This is a genomic window from Marinobacter sp. NP-4(2019) (assembly GCF_003994855.1).
Classification (GTDB): Bacteria; Pseudomonadota; Gammaproteobacteria; order Pseudomonadales; family Oleiphilaceae; genus Marinobacter.
Genome location: NZ_CP034142.1, coordinates 2,398,081 through 2,413,290, shown reverse-complemented (window position 1 = coordinate 2,413,290; position 15,210 = coordinate 2,398,081). Strand labels below are relative to the sequence as shown.

At 56.3% G+C, this 15,210-nt stretch carries 13 protein-coding genes; 6 read left to right on the top strand and 7 right to left on the bottom strand.

From position 1 onward, the window contains the following. Window positions 1-59: 59 nt before the first annotated feature. The 6 genes from EHN06_RS10995 to gloB all read right to left on the bottom strand — a co-directional run bounded on the left by EHN06_RS10995 (window position 60) and on the right by gloB (window position 8,417). Window positions 60-1,661 (bottom strand): ABC transporter ATP-binding protein, encoded by a 1,602-nt coding sequence (locus tag EHN06_RS10995; RefSeq protein WP_127332621.1) that lies wholly within the window; start codon window positions 1,659-1,661, stop codon window positions 60-62. Between the two features lies 1 nt (window position 1,662). Then, the gene (locus tag EHN06_RS10990; protein WP_127332620.1) at window positions 1,663-2,685 is read right to left on the bottom strand and encodes an ABC transporter permease; all 1,023 of its coding nucleotides are present in this window, start codon (window positions 2,683-2,685) and stop codon (window positions 1,663-1,665) included. A gap of 3 nt (window positions 2,686-2,688) precedes the next feature. Continuing rightward, on the bottom strand, window positions 2,689-3,774 hold the full coding sequence (locus EHN06_RS10985) for a microcin C ABC transporter permease YejB (RefSeq protein WP_127332619.1): 1,086 nt from the start codon (window positions 3,772-3,774) through the stop codon (window positions 2,689-2,691). A 35-nt stretch (window positions 3,775-3,809) separates the two neighbouring features. Then, a complete protein-coding gene (locus EHN06_RS10980) occupies window positions 3,810-5,639 on the bottom strand; it encodes an extracellular solute-binding protein (RefSeq protein ID WP_127332618.1) in 1,830 nt (609 codons plus the stop codon). 79 nt (window positions 5,640-5,718) lie between these two features. Next, window positions 5,719-7,467, bottom strand: a complete 1,749-nt coding sequence (locus tag EHN06_RS10975; RefSeq protein WP_127332617.1) for a lytic transglycosylase — start codon at window positions 7,465-7,467, stop codon at window positions 5,719-5,721. Between the two features lie 146 nt (window positions 7,468-7,613). Continuing rightward, window positions 7,614-8,417: a hydroxyacylglutathione hydrolase gene (gene gloB / locus EHN06_RS10970; protein WP_127332616.1), complete on the bottom strand. Its 804-nt coding sequence runs from the start codon at window positions 8,415-8,417 to the stop codon at window positions 7,614-7,616. 96 nt (window positions 8,418-8,513) lie between these two features. On the opposite strand from gloB, the gene EHN06_RS10965 reads away from it, so the two are divergent. The 4 genes from EHN06_RS10965 to EHN06_RS10950 all read left to right on the top strand — a co-directional run bounded on the left by EHN06_RS10965 (window position 8,514) and on the right by EHN06_RS10950 (window position 12,349). Further along, window positions 8,514-9,296 (top strand): class I SAM-dependent methyltransferase, encoded by a 783-nt coding sequence (locus EHN06_RS10965; RefSeq protein ID WP_127332615.1) that lies wholly within the window; start codon window positions 8,514-8,516, stop codon window positions 9,294-9,296. A 20-nt stretch (window positions 9,297-9,316) separates the two neighbouring features. After that, window positions 9,317-9,760: a ribonuclease HI gene (rnhA, locus tag EHN06_RS10960; RefSeq protein ID WP_127332614.1), complete on the top strand. Its 444-nt coding sequence runs from the start codon at window positions 9,317-9,319 to the stop codon at window positions 9,758-9,760. Window positions 9,761-9,777: 17 nt separating this feature from the next. Then, a complete protein-coding gene (dnaQ, locus tag EHN06_RS10955) occupies window positions 9,778-10,518 on the top strand; it encodes a DNA polymerase III subunit epsilon (protein WP_127332613.1) in 741 nt (246 codons plus the stop codon). A gap of 124 nt (window positions 10,519-10,642) precedes the next feature. Beyond that, window positions 10,643-12,349, top strand: a complete 1,707-nt coding sequence (locus EHN06_RS10950) for a chemotaxis protein (protein WP_127332612.1) — start codon at window positions 10,643-10,645, stop codon at window positions 12,347-12,349. 63 nt (window positions 12,350-12,412) lie between these two features. Here EHN06_RS10950 and EHN06_RS10945 read toward each other — a convergent pair whose 3' ends face one another. Next, window positions 12,413-12,727, bottom strand: a complete 315-nt coding sequence (locus EHN06_RS10945; RefSeq protein WP_127332611.1) for an SCP2 sterol-binding domain-containing protein — start codon at window positions 12,725-12,727, stop codon at window positions 12,413-12,415. Between the two features lie 227 nt (window positions 12,728-12,954). Between EHN06_RS10945 and sohB the strand changes: the two genes are divergently transcribed. Together sohB and EHN06_RS10935 are read left to right on the top strand one after the other, a co-directional pair. Continuing rightward, complete coding sequence (sohB, locus tag EHN06_RS10940; RefSeq protein WP_127332610.1) at window positions 12,955-14,016, top strand: protease SohB; 1,062 nt, start codon at window positions 12,955-12,957, stop codon at window positions 14,014-14,016. Between the two features lie 25 nt (window positions 14,017-14,041). Continuing rightward, the gene (locus tag EHN06_RS10935) at window positions 14,042-15,040 is read left to right on the top strand and encodes a YhdH/YhfP family quinone oxidoreductase (RefSeq protein WP_127332609.1); all 999 of its coding nucleotides are present in this window, start codon (window positions 14,042-14,044) and stop codon (window positions 15,038-15,040) included. The last annotated feature ends 170 nt before the right edge of the window (window positions 15,041-15,210 follow it).

Sequence of the window (15,210 nt, the reverse complement as noted above, 5' to 3'; positions counted from 1 at the left end):
TCTCCCTGTGTTCTCGATTTGCATGCATTATCCCCGAAGTGGTTCGAAGGGGGTAACGCTCAATTGGTCGTAGGCTTTTGATAGAACAGTGCGGCACTCAACAGCTCCTGAGTGTAGCCCTGTTTCGGTGACTGGAATATATCCGTCGCATTTCCGTACTCGACCACCTTGCCGTGCTGGAGTACCAGCAGCTTGTGGCTCAGTGCCCGAACCACCGAGAGATCGTGACTGATAAAGATGTAGCTTAGCTGATATCGGGCCTGAATATCTCGCAGCAGATTGATAACCTGCTTCTGGACTGTGCGATCCAGCGCCGAGGTGGGTTCATCAAGTATGATGACTTCCGGTTGCAGCACCAACGCCCGCGCGATGGCAATGCGTTGACGCTGCCCCCCGGAGAACTCATGGGGATAGCGGTGCCTGGCGTCAGGGTCGAGACCGACATCCACCAGCGCCTGGATGACTTTGCGGTCCTGATCCTCCGGGCTGGCCGGAGCATGTATTTCAAGCCCCTCGCGAACGATTTCAGCGACCGACATGCGGGGGCTGAGACTGCCAAAAGGATCCTGAAAGACAATCTGCACACGGCTGCGGTAGGGCCGAAACTGTTTCTGGTCCAGATGTGCCAGTTCCTCGCCATCCAGTCGGATACTGCCGGTGGCTCCGGTGAGCTTCAGCAAGGCATGGCCGATGGTGGTTTTACCGCTGCCGCTCTCCCCAACGATGCCCAGCGTCTCGCCGCGGGCGAGCGTAAAACTGGTTTCCCGGACAGCATGGAAGTAGCTGATGGTGCGCCCAAACAGGCTTTTTTTCGTGGTGAAGCGGACATCCAGATTGTCCACTTCAAGCAGCGGCTTATCGGATCGATCCATGCTGAGCGGAGACGTGGGCGGCTCGGCATCAAGAAGGCGTTGTGTATAAGGGTGCTCTGGGGCCGAGAAGAGCTGCTCAGTCGGTGCCAGTTCCACCAGCTTGCCACGTTCCATAACCGCGACCCGATCGGCGTAACGGTGCACGATGGACAAATCGTGGGTGATCAGCAGGATGGCCATGCCGAACTCCTGTTGCAGGTTGCGCAGCAATTCCAGAACCTGGCGTTGCACCGTCACATCCAGCGCAGTGGTCGGCTCGTCGGCAATCAGTAGTTCGGGTTCATTAGCCAACGCCATGGCTATCATCACGCGCTGTTTCTGGCCGCCGGATAACTGGTGGGGGTAACTGGACAGTCTGGTTTCCGGAGACGGGATGCCCACCAGTTCCAGCAGCTCTATACAGCGTTTGCGGGCCTGCGGGCCACGCAACCCCTTGTGTAGGGCCAGGGTTTCGCTGACCTGTTTTTCCACCGTATGCAATGGGTTCAGGGAGGTCATGGGTTCCTGAAAGATCATGCTGATGCGATGGCCGCGAATCTGTCGGAGCCGTTTGTCGTTGGCTTTCAGCATGTCTTCACCCTGGAAGAGAATCTGTCCCGACGAATAGCGGGCATGCCGCTCATCCAGCAGTCGCAGGATGGACAGTGCCGAGACCGATTTCCCGGAGCCGCTTTCACCCACCAGCGCCAGCGTTTCTCCCCGGTTGATATCGATCGAGAGGCCGTCGACTACCGGTTCGCCTTGGTCAAAGTGAATGGAGAGGTCTGAGATTCCCAGCAGTTTGGACATATCAGTTCTTTCTCGGATCAAAGGCATCCCGCACGGCTTCGCCGACGAACACCAGAAGAGTCAGCATCACGGAGAGGGATACGAACGCGGAGATACCCAGCCAGGGTGCGTGCAGATTGGCCTTGCCCTGGGCAATCAACTCGCCCAGCGAAGGCGATCCGGACGGCAGACCAAAACCGAGGAAATCCAGTGACGTGAGCCCGGTAATGGCGCCGGTGAGGATAAATGGCATAAAGGTCAGCGTGGCCACCATGGCGTTGGGCAGGATATGCCGGAACATGATCTTGCGATTGCCCAGCCCCAGGGCTCGGGCAGCCCGGACATACTCGAAATTCCGCGCTCTCAGAAACTCGGCACGAACCACATCCACCAGTCCCATCCAGCTGAACAGCAGCATGATCCCCAGCAGCCACCAGAAGTTGGGCTGCACAATACTGGACAGGATGATCAGCAGGTACAGCACCGGGAGTCCGGACCAGATTTCAATGAACCGTTGGCCGAGCAGATCGATCTTGCCTCCGTAGAATCCCTGGATCGCGCCAACGGCAACGCCAACAATACAACTGGCAATGGTCAGGGTCAGACCGAAAAGTACTGAAATCCGAAAGCCATAGATGACCCTGGCGGCAACATCGCGCCCCTGGTCATCGGTGCCCAGCCAGTTCTCGGAACTGGGCGGCGCGGGTGAAGGCACATCCAGGTCATAGTTGATGGTGTCATAGCTGAAACGGATCGGTGGCCAAAGCATCCAGCCATTGGCCTTGATTTCATCGGCTATGAACGAGTCCCGGTAATCGGCTTCGGAGGGCAGGAAGCCGCCAAAGGTCTCCTCGGGCACGGACTGGACCACCGGAAAATAGAAATCCCCCTTGTAGGACACCAACAAAGGCGCGTCGTTGGCGATGACTTCCGCTACCAGGGACAGCCCGAACAGTGCCAGAAATATCCACAGGGACCAGAACCCCCGGCGATTGTTGCGGAAGTTTCTCAGCCTTCGTTTCTGGATCGGGGAGAGTGAAGCCATGGTTCAGGCACCCTCCCGACTTTCGAAATCGATGCGCGGGTCTACCAGGACGTAGGTGATGTCGCTGATCAGTTTCAGTACCAATCCCATCAGCGTGAAAATATAGAGTGTGCCGAAAATCACCGGGTAGTCCCGGTTCAAGGCAGCTTCAAAGCCCAGCAGGCCCAGGCCGTCGAGGGAAAAGATGACTTCAATCAGCAATGAGCCGGTAAAGAACAGTGACACCAGCACGCCGGGCAGGCTCGCGATCACGATGAGCATGGCATTGCGGAAGACATGGCCATAGAGTACCTGTTTCTCTTCCAGGCCCTTGGCCCTGGCGGTCACCACGTACTGCTTGCTGATCTCGTCCAGGAAGGAGTTCTTGGTCAGTAACGTCAGGGTTGCAAAGCCCCCGATCACGTTGGCTGTGACAGGCAATGCCAGGTGCCAGAAATAATCCCCGATTTTCTGGTACCAGTTGAGCTCATCGAAGTTGGATGAAGTGAGGCCGCGCAGGGGAAACCAGTCGAAGTAGCTGCCACCGGCAAACAGCACGATCAGCAGGATGGCGAAGAGGAAGCCGGGGATGGCATAGCCAACGACAATCGCGGAACTGCTCCAGACATCGAATCGCGAGCCATCGGTGACGGCCTTGCGAATACCCAGAGGGATCGAGATCAGATAAATGATCAGCGTCGACCAGAGGCCGAGGGATATGGAGACTGGCATCTTGTCGAGGATCAGTTCCAGGACGGTCCGTTCCCGGAAGAAGGACTCACCAAAGTTGAAGGTTGCGTAGTCCCCGATCATCTTGAAGAATCGCTCATGGGCCGGCTTGTCAAAGCCGTACATGACCTCGATTTCCCTGAGTAGTTCTTCGGGGATGCCCCGCGAACCGCGACTGTCTCCGCTGGAAGAGGCCACCTCACCACCGGTGCCTCCGCCACTGGCGCGGGCCAGGGCACCGCCGCCATGCCCCTCCATTTCAGCTATCAGCTGTTCAACAGGGCCACCGGGAGCCGCCTGTACGATGACGAAATTGAGCAACATGATCCCGATCAGGGTCGGAATAATCAGTGCGAGCCGTCTTAGTATGTATGCGCCCATCTAGTGGAGCCCTTTCACCGTTGCGTTGATCACAATCATTGGTCAGGGTTGAACCACCAGTTATCGATATCAATGCCATTCTTGGGCGTTGTTTCAGGGCGTTCGAGATAGCCCCAGTAGGCAATACGGTCTCGGGGCAGGTACCACTGAGGAATCACGTAGTGGCCATGCAACAGGACGCGATCCAATGCGCGTACCCGGTAGACCAGTTCCTCACGATCGGGGGCCTGAATGACCATATCGACTAATTCGTCTACGACCGGGTCACTGACGCCCATGTAGTTTCGGGAGCCGTGTACATCGACATTGGACGAGTGCCAGTACTCCCGCTGTTCATTGCCCGGTGAATCAGACTGCGGCAGCACCTGGGTAATGACGTCGTAATCAAACTGCCGTACCCGCTGGATGTATTGGTTGGTGTCGACCAGCCGTACGGACACATCGATGCCCAGTCTCTCCAGGTTATTCTTCAGAGGGAGTACGATGCGTTCAAAGTTCTTCTGGTGCAGCAGGACCTCAAATGACAGTGGCCGACCGTTATCAGCATTCACCATTTTGCCGTCACGAATCTCATAGCCGACAGCCTTGAGCAGCTGCATAGCCGTGCGCAAATTCTTCCGGAGGCCGTCTTTACCATCAATAACAGGGGGCTCGTACACCTCCTTGAAGACATCGCTGGGAAGTTGGTCACGATATTGGTTCAGAATCTCGAGTTCCCGACCTTCGGGCAGGCCGGTCGAGGCCAACTCACTGTTTTCGAAGAAACTCTTTGTGCGAGTGTACTGGCCGTAGAAAAGGTTCTTGTTGGCCCACTCGAAGTCAAAGGCATAGGACAGAGCCTCTCGTACCCTTGGGTCGGAGAACTTCGCCTTACGAGTATTCAGAACAAATGCCTGCATACCAGCCGGGCGCTGATGCTCAATGGCCTCGGTGATAATGGTGTTGTTTTCGAACTTTTCACCGGTGTAGGCCGTGGCCCAGTTTTTGGCCGAGGGTTCAACACGAAAATCAAAGTTGCCGGCCTTGAATGCCTCCAGGGCGACGGTGTCATCGGAATAGTAGTCGAAGCGAATGTGGTCGAAATTAAACCGACCCTTTCGGGTGCCCAGATCTTCTGCCCAGTAGTCCTCCACCCGTTCGAATGTAACGGAGCGTCCCGCTTCGAACTCGCCAATTCGGTACGGTCCACTGCCCAGCGGCGGTTTTAGACCGTTGCTGTCAAATTCACGACCGTCCCAGTAATGGGCTGGCATGATCGGCATCTGCCCCAGAATCAGCGGTAGCTCACGGTTGTTGGTATCGCCGAAATCAAAGCGGATGCGGTGGTCACCCTCAGCGGTTACCTTGCTGACGTCAGCATAGTAATTCCGATAGAACGGATGACCTTCCGTGGTCAGAACTTCAAATGAGAACTTGACGTCCTCTGCGGTAATGGGGTGACCGTCATGAAAGCGTGCTTCTTCGCGGAGGTTGAAGATGACATAGCGGCGGTCTTCGGGGGTCTCCAGAGACTCGGCGATCAATCCATAGGCGCTGAAGGGTTCATCATCGGACGATTCAAGAAGAGTGTCATACAGATAGCTGCTCACGCCCGCCGCTGCGACGCCACGGACGACAAACGGGTTAAAGGAATCATAGCCATTGGCCACGACAGCCATACGCAATGTGCCGCCTTTGGGGGCTTCGGGATTGACGTAGTCAAAGTGGCTGAAGCCCTCAGGATATTTGGGCGCATCATGCATGGCGATAGCATGGCGGGCTTCGACCCCGGAATCCGCTGCCAGGACAGGAAGCGGAGCGGTGAGTAGAACCAGGGCCAGGGTGCAAAACGACGTAAGGGTTGAGGCTGTCCGTGTTTTTGTCATAGATCTCGCACGTTTTGGTGAATCGTCCAGGAACAATGATTGTTTTTATTCCCTGGCGTTCCTGCCGTTGGCGACAGTCTCAGGGGCTGTTCCTGATATCTACGTAGAGTACCAGACTTTGGCCCGGCTGGAGATAACGGGCGGTGTTAAGATCATTCCAGCTTGCGATGTCGCGCACATTCACCGAAAAGCGGCTGGCAATTGCTGACAGGGAATCGCCCTTGCGTACCCGGTAGCCCACTTTGCGCACCATGGCCTGACCCCGGCTACTACTGGTGGCGACGGTTTCAGGCTGGCTGGACTGTGACCAGATGACGATCTTCTTGCCGGGAATCAGCGGGTCACCCGGCGCCATATTGTTCCAGGCGGCCACCTCGCGAACCGTGACCCTGTGTTCACGAGCAATATCCCAGAAGGTGTCACCACGACGAATGGTGTAGTTGACCCGGCTGCCACTGCGATTGCGCGACTGCTTTTTTTCCAGGCGTTGGCTCGCACTGAGAGCGTATTGATCTGTGTTCTTGCTGGCAGAGGGAATCATCAGGCGTTGCCCAGTGCGAATCATATCGCTGTTAAGGTTGTTGACCCTGCGAATGACGGATGTCGTGGTGGAGAATCTCCGGGCGATGGTGCTCAGGCTGTCTCCGGAAACAACCTGGTAGTTACGCCAGGCGACGCGGTTTTTCTCCGGGATCTTGCTCAGTGCCGTCCTGAAGCTGCTGGCATTTTCCTTGGGGACCAACAGACGATGAGGGCCGTCCGGGGCCGTTGCCCAGCGGTTGAAGGATGGGTTGAGCAGATAGATTTCCTCGACGTCGACACTGGCAAGCTCGGCAGCCTGGGCCAGATCCATCTGGGAACCGGTTTCCACGATTTCAAAATAGGGTTCGTCGTTCAGGGGCGGTAGTTCAACGCCATAGTCTTCCGGCTTGTCGAAAATCTTGGCCAGGGCAATCAGCTTGGGCACATAATGCGTGGTCTCCCGGGGCAGCCGGAGTGACCAGTAATCCGTCGGTTTGTTGGCATTCCGATTACGGCGCATGGCTTTGGATACCGTGCCGCCACCGCTGTTATAGGCGGCAAGGGCCAGGGTGTAATCGCCGTCAAAGCGTTTGGCCAGCCGGTCGAGATAGGTCAGCGCCGCATCAGTTGATTCGATGATGTCTCTGCGGTCGTCATGCCACCAACTCTGGGTTAGCCCGAAGTATTTGCCGGTGCTGGGGATGAACTGCCATAAGCCCGACGCCCGGCCATGGGAGTAAGCAAACGGATCAAAAGCGCTTTCGACAACCGGTAGCAAGGCCAGTTCGGTCGGCAACCCACGTTTTTCTGTTTCCGTGATTATGTAGTGCAGATAGCGGCTGCCGCGCTTGACGACCCGATCAATGTATTTCGGGTGTTTGCGATACCAGTCAAGCTGAGCTTTGACTCTGGGATCAGCAATATCATGGTCAAGTTCAAAACCGGCCCGAAGGCGGTGCCAAAGATCGACGGTTTTGTCAGGGTCTTCCCTGTCATAATTCGATGGCGAATCAAGTTTGGCTCTGGCTTCCTCAGCCGCTGCTTTCAGTCCCGGAGAAATGGCTTCGTCAAGCTCGGTGCGGGAAGTACCCTGGCGGTTACCAGACTCCGTGGCTTCCTTGAGCTCCTGGTCACCTGCAGCGACGGTCACCTTTTCCGAGTCCAGCGGATTGTCTTCGGCATCGGTGTTGTCACTACCGAAATAGGTGGTGGGCTTGATCCAGTCGGGGGTATTGTTTTCAAGGCTGGCACAGCCGCCCATCATGGCGCTGGCAAAGACAACTGCAGATATCCGTCTGACTGACATAATAGTACTTCCGACTGGCTGGATATGCCGGGGTATGTATGAAAACCCGGCATATTTAAGATGTTATGGCAATAATTTTGAAAAGATTCTATGGATGCGCCCCAGGGGGGTCAAGAACGCTCTCGTTACGTCATTGAGAGGATTTGTTAACTGGCTCGGAAGTTATCCTTGCCGTGCCTGACGGCAGCAAATATTTCGTCCTGATCGCCAGCCGGCAAGCCCTTGGCGGCACAATAACTCCGGGCGGCGGCTACGACAGCGGCGTCATCCCATCTGAGGAAGGGGTTAAGGCGTTTCTCGTCCCCGAGAAGGGAAGGGACGGTCGCTCTGCCTTCATCCCGGAGTGATTGGCATTTTTCCTCAAACTGTCGGAGATTGTCGTCATCAGGAAGCCAGTGTCTGGCAAATTTCAGGTTGGCGAGCGTGTACTCGTGAGCGCAATAGACTCTGGCGTCATCGGGAAGGTTGCGCAGGGTGTTGAGGGACTGTCGCATCTGGGCTGGGGTGCCCTCAAACAGTCGGCCACAGCCACAGACAAACAGAGTGTCGCCACAAAACAGGACCGGATGACCATCAACTTTTGATTCGGAAAAATAGGCGATGTGATCCAGGGTATGGCCAGGAACACCGAATACCTGGAACGTTATCGAATTCCAGACAACTTCATCGCCGGGATGTACCGGCTCGGTGACTTCCCGGAAAGGGGAGTCGGCAGGCCCGGTGATTCTGCAATCGGGCACGTCTGAGACCAGGGCGTTGACGCCGCCAACGTGGTCGGGGTGGTGGTGCGTGACCAATATGGTGTCGAGCGTCAAATTGTGCTGCCGGAGGTGCTCTCTGACGGGGGCTGCCTGACCGGGATCAACGACCAGCGCCTTGCCGGAAGCGGTGTCCGCAAGGCACCAGATGTAGTTATCATTGAACGCCGGAATTGCAGTGATGGTCAGCATAGGCCCCTACATGTGCCAGGTGGATGTGCCTGTTATGATAATGCATTACGCAGACCGTCCCAAGGGTGGTCAATACTCAGCCGGGGGCAGACCATAATGGCAGCAAGCGAACCCGTTGATTTTTCTCTACGACATGACAGTTTCGAACGCTGGTACCAGACGCCTCTGGGGCGTGCGCTGCTGGCGGATCAGCGTGCCTGCGTTGATCATCATCTCGGAAACAAGACGGGGGCAAGGCAGCTGCAAGTGGGGATCAGTCACCGTGTCCCGCTGGCCAGTGGGACTGACTTTTCACATAAGATAGTGACGACACCGAACTGGGGACCGGCCATTCCGGATGGGGTGGCAGTGTGCGATGCTGATGAGTTGCCATTCCCCGGTGATTCTATGGATTTGGTGATTCTTCATCATACTGCGGATTTTTCACCCCATCCCCACCAGGTGTTGCGGGAAGCGTCACGAGTCCTGCGGGGAGAGGGCACCATCTTGTTGATCGGGTTCAACCCTGTGAGCGTCTGGGGCCTGCGCCGACTGCTGTCGCGGTCACGGACGGGGCCGTGGGGTGGTCGCTTCCTGATGAAAAGCCGGATGGAAGACTGGCTCAGATTGCTGGATTTTTCGGTTGAGTGTTCCCGGTCGTGTTTTTATCGCCTCCCTTTACAGAAGCCGGTCCCCGAGCGTCGAAGGAGTCTGTTGGAGAGAGTCTGCGGAAACGGAATCCTGCCGGTTGGCGCCTATTACTGCATTGTCGCCAGGAAGCGGGTGTGTTCACGTATTCCCCGTCGCCCCGTGTGGAACAAGCAAAAAGCCATTACACTGCCGGGGTCCGGGACCGTGGGTGCGTCCCGGGGGTGCGTTGGTCGCACCCGTGTTAACTAGAGACAAGTCAGGGAGTAGTAATGGCCGGTAAGGTTGTTCTTTATACCGATGGTGCCTGCAAGGGTAATCCGGGGCCGGGTGGATGGGGCGTGGTTCTCCGGTATGGCGATGCCAGAAAAACCCTCCATGGCGGTGAACGGCAAACCACCAACAACCGCATGGAATTGATGGCCGCGATCCGGGGGCTGGAAACGCTCAAGCGCGCCTGTGAGGTGGAGCTGTACACAGATTCACAGTATGTGCGTAAGGGCATCACGGAATGGATGGCCGGGTGGAAACGTAACGGCTGGAAAACCGCCGCGAAGAAACCGGTAAAGAATGAAGACTTGTGGCGAGAGCTTGACGATCAGGTTGCCCGCCACAAAGTGAATTGGCATTGGGTCAAGGGGCATTCCGGAGTTCCGGATAACGAGCTGGCAGACGAGCTGGCGAACCGGGGTGTTGAAGAGTTGGCTAATACGTAGTCAGAGACAGGGCGAACATGAGACAGATAGTACTGGATACTGAAACCACGGGCATTGATCCGTCAGAAGGCCATCGCATCATCGAGATTGGTTGCGTGGAAATGGTGGAGCGGCAACTGACCGGTCGTAACTATCACGTATACATCAACCCCGAACGTGAAGTTGAAGCGGAAGCCATTACCGTTCACGGTATCACCAATGAATTCCTGGCGGACAAACCGGTGTTTTCCGAAATCGCCGATGAGTTCTTTGAGTTCATCAAAGGTGCCGAACTGGTCATTCACAACGCAGCGTTTGATATCGGGTTCATGGATGCCGAGTTCGCACGACTGAAGCCCCTGCGAAAAACCGGGGATCATTGCAGTGTCGTGGATTCCCTGGCCATCGCCCGGAAAAAGCATCCGGGGCAGAAGAACAGCCTCGATGCCTTGTGCAAACGCTACGGGGTCGATAACAGCAACCGGGAATTGCACGGGGCCTTGTTGGACGCCGAGATCCTGGCCGATGTGTACCTCCTGCTCACCGGCGGTCAGACAGCGCTTTCTCTGGACGCCGGCACTGACGACAATGGCGGCGTTGACGGCATACGTCGTCTGGCAGCGGAGAGAAAACCGCTCAAAGTGATAAAGGCTTCCGAGCAGGAACGGGCAGCCCACGAAGAGTTTATGGAAGGTCTTGCCAAACAGGCGGGCGGGACTGTCTGGGAGCGTCTGGAAAATTCAGCGGGGAGTCAGGAGGACACCGCCAACCCGAATTGAGAACTGGGTCAGCCTGTACTATTTGTTACATTCCCAATTTCTTGAGCAACTTGAGTTTTGTGTTATAAGTACCTATTCCAAGAACAGGACGCGGTAGTTTCCGCGAAGTTAACAGGAAGCGTTTATGGTTCAATCGTCTCTGGCGACGAAGTCACAGTCCTTTGATCTTGTCAAAGGTGAAATTGAGCAGACCATAAAGCAGGCGGAGTCCAGCCTTGAACGCTTTCAGGAAAATCGTGAGAGCGGTGAAGACCTGCAGAATTGCGTGGATTTTCTGAACCAGCTTCGCGGTATCTTTATACTTGTCGAGCTGCGCGGGGGCATTCTGCTGTGCCAGGAAGCCGTCAGCATGGCGAATGACGTGCCCGTCGGCGCAAATGACGACAAGAACATTCTGCTGACCACCCTGAACAGCGCTCTGTTTATCCTGCGGCGGTATGTCGAGTATTACCACCAGCAACGGGTCGATCACCCGGAACTCCTGTTGCCGGTCATCAACGACCTGCGTGAAGCGCGCAGGGAGAGGCCGTATCCGGAATCCTGCTTCTTTGAGATAGACGTCAGAAAGCGACCGGACTTCTGCGCAGGGATGTCGGTACAGCCGTTTGAGGGAAATGAGGCCGAATACGAAATTCTGGCCCGCCGGATGAGGTTAACCTTTCAGGTGGCCTTGCTGGGCATGTTGCGGGAACGCAACGAGGTAGTCAGCAAAAAGCTGTTCGGTCGCGCGGCCCGCGGGTTAGCGAGAGTATGCCAGGGCACGCCGATGGGGCACATGTGGTGTCTGGTGTCCATCGTCGCGGATACCATGCTTGACCGGGCGATGCCTTTCACCAAGGCTCGCAAGCGCATGTTCATGCGTATCGAAAAGTATGCCAGGGAAGTGGTATACGTGGGAAAGGTGGCAACCTCCAAGGATGCCCCTGACTCATTGATCCGCGACATGGTTTATGTTCTTTACCGCAGCGGCTCTGGCAACCCCGAGGTAACCAACATTCTCTCGGCGTATCGGCTCACGCCCGCGGAATTCCCCGACTCCATGCTGGAGGCCCATGCCCGCAGGCTTTATGGTCCCGGCGCTGATGTCCTCAAATCCCTGTCGGAAGCCCTGCAGGATGAGCTTAATCAGCTTAAGGACAAGCTGGATATTATTGAGCGAGGCATTGAGCCGGACCTGGCAGAGTTCTCCTCGATTGCAGATACCCTTGAGCGGCTCGGTAACACCCTGGTCATGCTGGACCTCAGCCAACTGGCCGGAAAGTGCCGCGGAGAAGCCACCCGATTACGTAGCTGGGAGTCCGAGTCGCGGTCGCCAGGAGAGGACGAGTTGTACGCGCTGGCGGATTCCGTGCTCGGTATTGAAGATGCCATCATGCAGATCGTTACTCGCGGCATTACCGCCGAAACCGATTCCCTGGTAGCGGGTGGTCGTAAGCGCGATGAATCCCTCTATCTTCAGGAGGCCACCTATGTCGTTGCCGATGAGGCCCGCAGTGCGCTGACCCTGGCCAAGCGCGCGATCACTGCCTTCATCGAGTCTGATTATGACAGGCTGCATCTTGCCAACCTTCCGGGAACGCTGCACAGCATTTGGGGTGGGCTGCACATGGTGGGGGATCCCGGTGCCGCCGGAGTTCTGGAACGAGTGGCGGCATCCATTCAGGAGCGACTGCTGGATTCCCGGGAAGCACCGTCCCCACAGGTACTGGAAGCCCTGGCGGATGCGCTGACCTCCCTGGAGTATTACATCGAGAGCATTGGCAAGCGCGAGGATCGCAATTCAGATCTGCTGCGTCTTGCCGAGTCGTCACTGAGTGATGTCGGTCTTTGAAAAACCACATAAAAAACCCTGCTACGAGGCAGGGTTTTTTCAGGTCTCTCTGTCCGGGGCCGTTTAGCCCATCTTGAACAGTTCGCCCAGCTTGGTCGCCAGCATCATGTCGCCTTCTGCGCGAAGCTGGCCAGCCATGAATGCCTGCATACCGTCAGTTTCACCTGAGACAATGCCCTGCAGGGTTTCAGAGTTCATGATCAGGGTTACGGAAGGATCGTCGTGGGCACCTTCGTGGAGTTTGCAGGTGCCATCGTTGATGACCAGGTGGTAAGTTTTGTCATCTTCGATATCGAACTGGAATACCAGATCCAGGCCTTCGGCTGCGTCTGCGTTGAAGTTCTGTTCGAGTTTGTCAAATACCTGAGCTACAGACATTATTTTACCCTTATTGATGATTGTCTTGGCTTGGCGACGGCTTGACGGCCCTGGCAGTGAGCCTGTTCCGGAAGGCCAGGGTTAGCCGACGCAGCCATTCGACTTTATGGTGACAACATGGCAGTGTCAAGCTCGATCGAACGCTTGTTTTAAATTTCCCTGTTGCTTACCACAATGAGACCTGTAAGTTACAATCAGCGCTTTGAAAATCAGGCTGGAGAAGCAATTTGGAATTTCTGACAGAGTTCGGTTTATTCGTCGCCAAGGCCGTGACACTGGTTGTTGCATTGGTCGTGGTTATTTCGGTTGTTATGTCAGCAGCCCAGAGGGATAAGGAAGACGACAGTGAAGGGGAGTTGCGGGTCCGCAAGCTTAATGAAAAGTACCGCAAGCTGAAAGAATCTCTTCATGCCCGCCTGCTCTCGGAACACGAGCGCAAGGCCTGGTCCAAGAAGCATAAGAAAGAAGAGAAAGCCCGGGCCAAGGCAGAAAAGGAAAAACTGAAAGCCGGGGAAGAGCAGGCGGAAGGCAAGAAGCGCGTGTTCGTTCTGGACTTCGATGGCGACATCAAGGCAAGCGACACCGATCCTTTGCGCAGGGCGGTGACGGCGGTATTGAGTGTGGCGAATCCGGCCACCGATGAGGTCGTCATTCGGCTGGAGAGCGGCGGTGGCCTGGTGCATTCCTACGGTCTGGCGGCTGCTCAGTTGGACAGGATCCGCAGCAAGGGGCTGCATCTCACCGCCTGCGTGGACAAAGTCGCTGCCAGTGGTGGTTACATGATGGCCTGTGTAGCAGACCGCATCGTTGCATCTCCCTTTGCAATACTTGGCTCCATTGGCGTTGTTGCCCAACTGCCGAACTTCCACCGCTTCCTCAAAAAGAACGATGTGGATTTTGAAGTGCTGACCGCTGGCGAGCACAAGCGGACGCTGACTGTCTTTGGCGAAAACACAGACAAAGGCAGACAAAAATTTCTGGAAGACCTCGAAGATACCCACGTCCTTTTCAAGGAATATGTCAGCGAACGCCGCCCTGGGCTCGACATTTCCGCAGTAGCCAATGGTGACATCTGGTTTGGGCGCCGGGCGCTGGACGTAAACCTGGTCGATGAAATCAAAACTTCCGACGAATATCTCATTGAAGCCTGTGAGAGTGCGGACGTAATCTCAGTGACTTACCAGCGCAAACGAACCTTGCCCGAAAAGCTTGGCCTGGCGACCAGTGCAGCCCTTGAGCACACCGTATGGAAAGTGTTGAGCGCGTTTCGTAACCAGAAAATCCAGTAGCTTATACAGACAAGCGGGGAGCCGTATGACAACAACGACCGAATTCAAAGCCTGGCGTGTACAGGAACAGGATGGGGCATACGTTGGCAGTGAACAGACCCTGTCGACCAGTGACCTGCCAGCAAATGAGGTACTGATCAGAGTCAGTCACTCGTCCCTGAACTACAAGGACGCACTGTCCGCATCCGGGAACAAGGGGGTGACCAGAAATTTCCCTCATACCCCGGGCATTGACGCTGCCGGTGAGGTGATCGAATCCGCCACTGGCGAACCGGCTGTCGGTAGCAAAGTTATTGTGACCGGCTACGACCTGGGCATGAACACCGACGGCGGGTTTGGCGAGTACATTCGCGTACCGGCGTCCTGGTGCGTAGCCATGCCCGACGGCTGGGACAGCCGCACCGCCATGATCTACGGTACCGCCGGCCTGACCGCCGGACTCTGCGTCCAGAAACTGCTAAAAATGGGCGCCACCCCCGAACAGGGCAAAGTCGCCGTATCCGGCGCCAGCGGCGCTGTCGGTAGCGTTGCCGTAGAGCTGTTATCAAGGCTTGGTTTCGAAGTGGTCGCCATCAGCGGCAAACAGGATCACGCCGCCGACCTGAAAGCCCTCGGCGCCTCCGAAGTCGTCGGCCGTGACACCCTGGCCGCCGAGAAAAAACCCATGCTCAAGCCCGCATTCGCCAATGCCGTAGACACCGTCGGCGGACAACCGTTGGCAGAGCTCCTGAAACAAATCCAGCCCGGCGGTTCCGTATCCTGCTGCGGTCTGGTCGCCGGCCCACAACTGGAAACCACCGTACTGCCGTTCATCCTGCGGGGCGTAAACCTGCTTGGCGTGGACTCAGTGGAAATCCCGCTGGCGGACAAAGCCGCTGTCTGGAAGAAATTCGCTGGTGAGTGGGCATGCCCGAAAACCGAAGCCTCCGCCCGCGATATTGGACGTGGTCAACTGGACGGTGCTTTGAAGGCGTTCTTGAAAGGGGAGTCGTCTGGCAAGATCGTCCTGGATCATGCTCTTTAAAAGGGGGGGGTGTCTTTGTATAGCAGGTTAGCCTGAGAGGTTAGCCAGAACAAAGGGGGAACGGGTTACCAAAACTGTGCGGAGCCATGGATGGCGGAGCCCAAGCCGCACAGGGACGTCTTGAGGCGTGTTTTGGTAACCCGTTTCCCCTTTGTTCGTTAGGGGAGTAC

Bases quoted from the DNA above. Each gene is read 5' to 3' on its own strand.
- EHN06_RS10990 (WP_127332620.1), bottom strand. From the start codon at position 2,685: ATGGCTTCACTCTCCCCGATCCAGAAACGAAGGCTGAGAAACTTCCGC.
- EHN06_RS10945 (WP_127332611.1), bottom strand. From the start codon at position 12,727: ATGTCTGTAGCTCAGGTATTTGACAAACTCGAACAGAACTTCAACGCA.
- EHN06_RS10935 (WP_127332609.1), top strand. From the start codon at position 14,042: ATGACAACAACGACCGAATTCAAAGCCTGGCGTGTACAGGAACAGGAT.
- gloB (WP_127332616.1), bottom strand. From the start codon at position 8,417: ATGCTGACCATCACTGCAATTCCGGCGTTCAATGATAACTACATCTGG.
- EHN06_RS10975 (WP_127332617.1), bottom strand. From the start codon at position 7,467: ATGTCAGTCAGACGGATATCTGCAGTTGTCTTTGCCAGCGCCATGATG.
- EHN06_RS10985 (WP_127332619.1), bottom strand. From the start codon at position 3,774: ATGGGCGCATACATACTAAGACGGCTCGCACTGATTATTCCGACCCTG.
- EHN06_RS10965 (WP_127332615.1), top strand. From the start codon at position 8,514: ATGGCAGCAAGCGAACCCGTTGATTTTTCTCTACGACATGACAGTTTC.
- EHN06_RS10980 (WP_127332618.1), bottom strand. From the start codon at position 5,639: ATGACAAAAACACGGACAGCCTCAACCCTTACGTCGTTTTGCACCCTG.
- EHN06_RS10950 (WP_127332612.1), top strand. From the start codon at position 10,643: ATGGTTCAATCGTCTCTGGCGACGAAGTCACAGTCCTTTGATCTTGTC.
- rnhA (WP_127332614.1), top strand. From the start codon at position 9,317: ATGGCCGGTAAGGTTGTTCTTTATACCGATGGTGCCTGCAAGGGTAAT.
- EHN06_RS10995 (WP_127332621.1), bottom strand. From the start codon at position 1,661: ATGTCCAAACTGCTGGGAATCTCAGACCTCTCCATTCACTTTGACCAA.
- dnaQ (WP_127332613.1), top strand. From the start codon at position 9,778: ATGAGACAGATAGTACTGGATACTGAAACCACGGGCATTGATCCGTCA.